The sequence below is a fragment of the Acidobacteriota bacterium genome, from assembly GCA_035471785.1.
Classification (GTDB): domain Bacteria; phylum Acidobacteriota; class UBA6911; order RPQK01; family DATIPO01; genus JANQFM01.
Genome location: DATIPQ010000140.1, coordinates 1 through 5245, shown reverse-complemented (window position 1 = coordinate 5245; position 5245 = coordinate 1). Strand labels below are relative to the sequence as shown.

Annotated in this window: 6 protein-coding genes; 3 read left to right on the top strand and 3 right to left on the bottom strand. The window is 63.5% G+C overall.

From position 1 onward, the window contains the following. From VLU25_20000 to VLU25_19990, 3 genes are all read right to left on the bottom strand, one after another. A partial coding sequence (locus tag VLU25_20000; protein ID HSR70223.1) for a helix-turn-helix transcriptional regulator occupies positions 1–498 on the bottom strand: 498 nt, incomplete at its 3' end. Next, entirely contained in the window at positions 495–1061 is a 567-nt protein-coding gene (locus tag VLU25_19995) for a helix-turn-helix transcriptional regulator (GenBank protein HSR70222.1), read from the bottom strand. The genes VLU25_19995 and VLU25_20000, both read right to left, overlap by 4 nt. 89 nt (positions 1062–1150) lie before the next feature. Next, positions 1151–1366: a hypothetical protein gene (locus VLU25_19990; GenBank protein ID HSR70221.1), complete on the bottom strand. Its 216-nt coding sequence runs from the start codon at positions 1364–1366 to the stop codon at positions 1151–1153. A 515-nt stretch (positions 1367–1881) separates the two neighbouring features. On the opposite strand from VLU25_19990, the gene VLU25_19985 reads away from it, so the two are divergent. The 3 genes from VLU25_19985 (at position 1882) to VLU25_19975 (ending at position 5168) form a co-directional block, all read left to right on the top strand. Next, the gene (locus VLU25_19985) at positions 1882–2322 is read left to right on the top strand and encodes a hypothetical protein (protein ID HSR70220.1); all 441 of its coding nucleotides are present in this window, start codon (positions 1882–1884) and stop codon (positions 2320–2322) included. Positions 2323–2474: 152 nt separating this feature from the next. Beyond that, positions 2475–4874: an ABC transporter permease gene (locus VLU25_19980; protein ID HSR70219.1), complete on the top strand. Its 2400-nt coding sequence runs from the start codon at positions 2475–2477 to the stop codon at positions 4872–4874. Positions 4875–4901: 27 nt separating this feature from the next. Continuing rightward, positions 4902–5168 (top strand): acyl carrier protein, encoded by a 267-nt coding sequence (locus VLU25_19975; GenBank protein HSR70218.1) that lies wholly within the window; start codon positions 4902–4904, stop codon positions 5166–5168. The last annotated feature ends 77 nt before the right edge of the window (positions 5169–5245 follow it).

Below are 5245 nucleotides of genomic sequence, written 5' to 3'. Positions count from 1 at the left end.
GGTAGCCGCCGTGCTGAGGCTTGAGGGGTCCATGTCCAGATCGCGGGCCAAGTCGTTCATCAGCACTTCGGGCGTGTGGCGGGCGAGGTAGGCGGCTACGGCCCTGGCTTCGGCGACGGGGCGTCTGATGGTGCGGGACGCCATCTCATCGAAGTCGATGCCCGTCACGTGGTAGACGGCTTCAGTGATGTCGAAGGATGTCGCGAGTGCGGGCAGCTTCTTCTCTGTCTCCTCCAGAATGAGCCGGACCACCTCATCGGTAACCTTGGCCACCCTCCAGTTGCCGAACGGCCACAGGGCCTCTATCGAGCAGCCTAGGGCTATCTGGATGCGCAGCAGCGATTCAGCCGTGAGGCGGTAGCGCCCGCGCTCCAGGCAGGAATAGGAACTGGTGGGAATGCCGCTGATTTCGGCTACATCGACAATGCGCATGCGGCGCTTCTTGCGCTCGTGACGGAGGAACCGGGTAATGAGTTCGTTCACGGGATCGCGGCTCATAGCAAGTCCTCCAGTTCCAGTTCGATGTCATGGGCCAGTTCGACTTCGGGCGCGTCCAGGTCGGCGCGGGCGGCAGTCGTAGCGAGGTGGTAGACGCTGGATAGTGAGCGGTTGAGTTCGCGGGCGATGTCGGCCATGGTGACCCAGCGGTTCGCGGCGGCCACGTGGCAGCAGGCGCGGCGCACCACCTCGTATTCGCGCAAGCGCCAGGGCGAGCGCAGGTCTGAAGGCTCCAGGCCGGTGAGTTGGGTGGCGGCCAGCACGATGTCACGGGCCGTCAGGACGCGGGGCAGGGCCTCGAAGTGTTGGCGCATGATCTGATGCAGGACGGCGTCTGAGAGGGGGATGGGCTCGCTAGGACGGATGGGCCAGACCGAGACGCCCAGCGCCAATTCGATGCGGGCCAGGGTCAGAGGCGTGAAGCGGCGTCCGTTTTCCAGGGCGTAGAGTTGGCCCCTGGTGACTCCCGAACGGCTGCATAGCGCGTCCTGGGTGTAGTCGGCCTCGATGCGGGCGCGGCGGGCGATGGTGCCCACCAGGGAATGGAATTCGGTTTGCAGCATGGAAGGCTCCAGAAATGAAAAAAGCCGGGGCACAGGCACCCCGGCAATAGCTCAAGGAACAGTAGAGGTGGGATGGTCGTTGGAGGGGTCTACTCGCCTTCCAGCCTCGCATTGATGCCTGTGAGGGCGCGGCTGAAGCGGATGTAGACGGATCGGGAGAGTTCGATGGCTTCATCGCCTTCCAGGCCCTGGCACTTCTTGAAACAGGTGTGGAAGGCGGAAGCGCAGTCCAGTAACTCGGACCACTCTTCAGCGGTCAGTTCAACAGGGGGACGGCTGGAGTTGGATACAATGGGGCTGGTCATGGTCGCTCCTTCGCGAGTGATCATGGCAAGGCCCTGCTCGGTGTTACAGCACCGGGTAGGGCCGCCTGTTGGCGGTTTCGGATGTCTCAGCGGGCTACGCTAGAGGAGCTTGGGAGGGAAAGCAAGCGAAAAATGGGGCGGGCGGGCCATCAACACACAAGTAGCCCAATGCCCCACCCCAAATTTTTTCTGCGAAAAAAATCGCGGAAACGGTTGACAGGGGGCGGCGGGGGTGTTAATTTATTCGCATCTTTGGATGGTTCGGCTTCGAGGCTCGGTTGTCCCCTGCAACGCTGGCTTCCCCTCGACCGGGCCTTGAAGAAGGAGCCGGGAACGGCGCGAGTCTTAACAACTAATGCGAGTTCCCGACCTGATCGACGTTCCCGGCTCCTTTTCCGAACCGTCTGAGGACACCCTTCATAACATCCCTTCACGTGCTTCCTACTGTGCCCGGCCCGCTCTCTTCGGAGCGGGCCTCTTTTATGGGTCGCCCGAATGGCTCGCCTCTTGCTGTGATGCGGGGGCAGTGTTCGTACGACTTCGCCCAGGAGAGCTTGCAGCGCCTTTACGATTTCTTGCAGGAACAAGTCCGGCAGCGTCCTGCTCCCTGGATCAGTTGGTCTTTTCTGCACCGCTGGCGCCGGCTCCAGGCGGCGCCCGAGGGCAAGCCCGACCCGCGGAAGCTGCTTGAGCGCCTGCGCGATGGAGCGGTCTTGAAGATGAACGAAAGCCGCATCGTGCCCAACGTCCGTCCCGATGGGACGGCCTGGGTCGACTGCCTGACGCTCAAGGCTTATCCCGAACCCGCCCAACTCAAAGGGCTTTTTCATCGTTTACAAGAGGGAGCCGGGCTGGCCGATCTGCTGCCCGACTCTGAGGAAAAACGGAAGAAAGTGGTGGCTTTGCTCACCCGCCTGCATGGGCTGGAGGCTCTCAGGCTGCAAGATCCTGGCTAGGTAGGTTAAAATCCATGTGCTTAAACGCCAATGAGTTTGAAAAAAATTGCCAATTGGTCCATAAGTCATTATAATTCAACGATTAACGGGCGGCACCAGTTGCCGCTCGCAATTTTGACAGATTGCTGAGAAACCTTTTTAAAGGGGGACCGATGTCGAGAATGACATCCAATCTGCGCTTCGCTCTGCGCGTACTTTTCAAGAACCCGGCTTTTACGGTCCTGGCCGTCTTTACCCTGGCTCTGGGAATCGCGGCCAATACGGCCACCTTCAGCCTGGTGAATACGATTCTGTTGCGTCCGCTGCCCTATGAGCAGCCCCGGCAACTGGTCTGGATCGACGCCACGTTGCCCCAGGAAGGCCGCGACCAGCTTAAGCTTTCCTACCTGGAATTTACCGACTGGAGCGAGCAGAACGGGGTCTTCAGCGACATGGCGGCTTTCGTCGACCAGCGACTCTACCTGGCGGGAGAGGGACGTCCTGAGCGCCTTTCCGGCGCCTCGGTGACGCCCAACCTGTTCGGCTTGCTGGGCGTAGGCGCCCTGGAGGGGCGAATCCTGACCGAGGTCGACGCCCAGCCGGGAGCGCAGGACGTGGCGCTCATCAGCCACTCCCTGTGGGAACGCCGCTTCGGCTCCGACCCGGCCGTGCTGGACCGTGAGCTCGACATCAACGACCGGCTTTACAGCGTGGTGGGCGTGATGCCTCCGCGCTTCAAGTTCCCCGAGTACGCCGACGTCTGGCTGCCGCTGGGCAGCGAGGCCCTGCAGCAACCGCGCACGGCTACCTACTACAACGTGGTGGCCCGCCTCAAGTCCGGCGTCACCTTGCAGCAGGCCCAGGCCGAGATGAACCGCGTGGCCGAGGGGCTGGCTCAAGCCTATCCCGAGAGCAACGAGGGCCGCGGGGCCTCGGTGGTTTCGCTGCGGGGACATTACGTGGGCGACACCGATACGGCGGCCATGGTTTTCCTGGGCGTGACGCTCTTCGTCCTGCTCATCGCCTGCGCCAACCTGGCCAACCTGCTCATCGCCCGCTCGGCCCGCCGCCGAAGGGAGATGGCGGTGCGTTCGGCGCTGGGCGCCGGACGCGGGCACCTGACGGGGCAACTGCTCACGGAGAGCGTCGTCCTGGCTTTGCTGGGAGCGATCCCGGGCGTCTTCCTGGGCGTGGTGGGGCTCGAATACCTCATCGCTTCGCTGCCCGTCGACCTGCCTTTCTGGGCCGATTTCAGCCTGGATTGGCGCGTCCTCACCTTTGTAGCCGGACTGGCGGTGGTCACCGGCATCGTGTTCGGATTGGCGCCCGTCCGCCGCGCCTGGTCGGCTCAGCTCAGCGATGCTTTGCGCGAGACCGGCGCCGCCGCCGGCGGAGGGCGCAAGCTTTCCAACGCGCTGGTGACCGCCGAAGTGGCCGTGGCCTTGACCTTGCTGGTAGGGGCCGGACTGATGGTGCAGGGATTCCTCTCATTGCAGGAGCGTCCCAGCGGGTTTGACTCCCAGGGCGTGCTTTCCGCCATCGTGGTGCCCTTCGGAGACGAATACGGCAGCGACCAGCGCCAGCTTGATCTGCAGGAGCGGGTGCTGCAGTCGGTTCAGTCGCTTTCCGTGGTCGAGCAGGCCGCCTCAAGCTACTCTACGCCCATGGCGGGGACGTCCTGGCAACGCTTTGAGGTGCAGGGTTTCCAGCCCAGGAGCGATCCCGCTCCCGCCGCCATCTATGAAGTGGTCAGCCCCGGGTTTTTCGAGACCCTTTCCATTCCCCTGCTGCGGGGACGCGCCTTCACTCGCCTTGACGGACCGGATGGGGCGCCGGTGGCCATTGTCAACCAGGAGATGGCCCAGCGCTTCTGGCCCCAGGAGAACCCGCTCGGCCAGCGCCTGCGCTTGGCCCGCGAGGACGGCCAGGCTCCCTGGATGCAGGTTGTCGGCGTGGTTTCCAACGTCCGCCAGGACGCGCTGGAGCGCTCGCCCCAGCCCGCCGTCTATCTGCCCAACGGGCAGCATCCAACGCGCACCTTCACTTTGCTGGCCCGCACCAGGGGCGATCCGCTGGCTTCAGCCGCGGCCCTGCGCCAGAGCGTCTGGACGGTGGACTCCGACTTGCCCATCGAAAGGCTCAAGCCCTTGGCTCAGGTCGAATCGGAGGCCCTCTGGCAGCCCCGCGTCTTTTCCTGGCTCTTCGGAGTCTTCGCCTTGCTGGCCTTGACCCTGTCGGTCGCCGGAATCTACGGCATCGTGTCCCACGCCGTCAGCCAGAGGACCCAGGAAATCGCCATCCGCATGTCCATGGGAGCCCGCGTGGGCGACATCTTCAAGGTCGTCCTCGGCAGGACGGCCGTCATGGTGCTGGTTGGACTGGCCTTGGGAATGGCAGGCGCCGCCCTGGTTGGCACAGCCTTGGCCGGAATGTTGCCGGGCATCGCCGGACTCGACCCGATCTTCCTGGCGGCGCTGGCCTTGGGATTCTTGGGCGTGGCTTTCGTGGCCAGCTTCATCCCGGCCCGCCGCGCCGTCCGCGTCGATCCGCTGACCGCCTTGCGCGCCGAATGACCTCCAGCTCTTTGGAAAGGAAAAAGCATGTCGCCAAGCGCTACCGCGGCCCCAAGCCAAGACCAGGTCGAAGAATGGATCGCGGCCAAGCTGGCCGAGATCATGGACATCGAGCCCGAGGAGGTGGAGCGCCAGCGTGACCTGACCGAATTCGGGCTCTCTTCCATCGAAGCCGTCATGCTTTCGGGCGACCTTGAAGAATGGCTGGAGCGGGAACTCCCCGACACTTTGGTGTGGGACCATCCCACCGTCCGCGCCATCGCCCAGTTCGTGGCCTCGGCAGAAGATGACTAGTGCTGCCGGTCATAAATCCTGAGCCAGGGGTCCTCCGTTTCTTGTCTTTTCTGAAAGGGACAGATTCGCCACCCCAG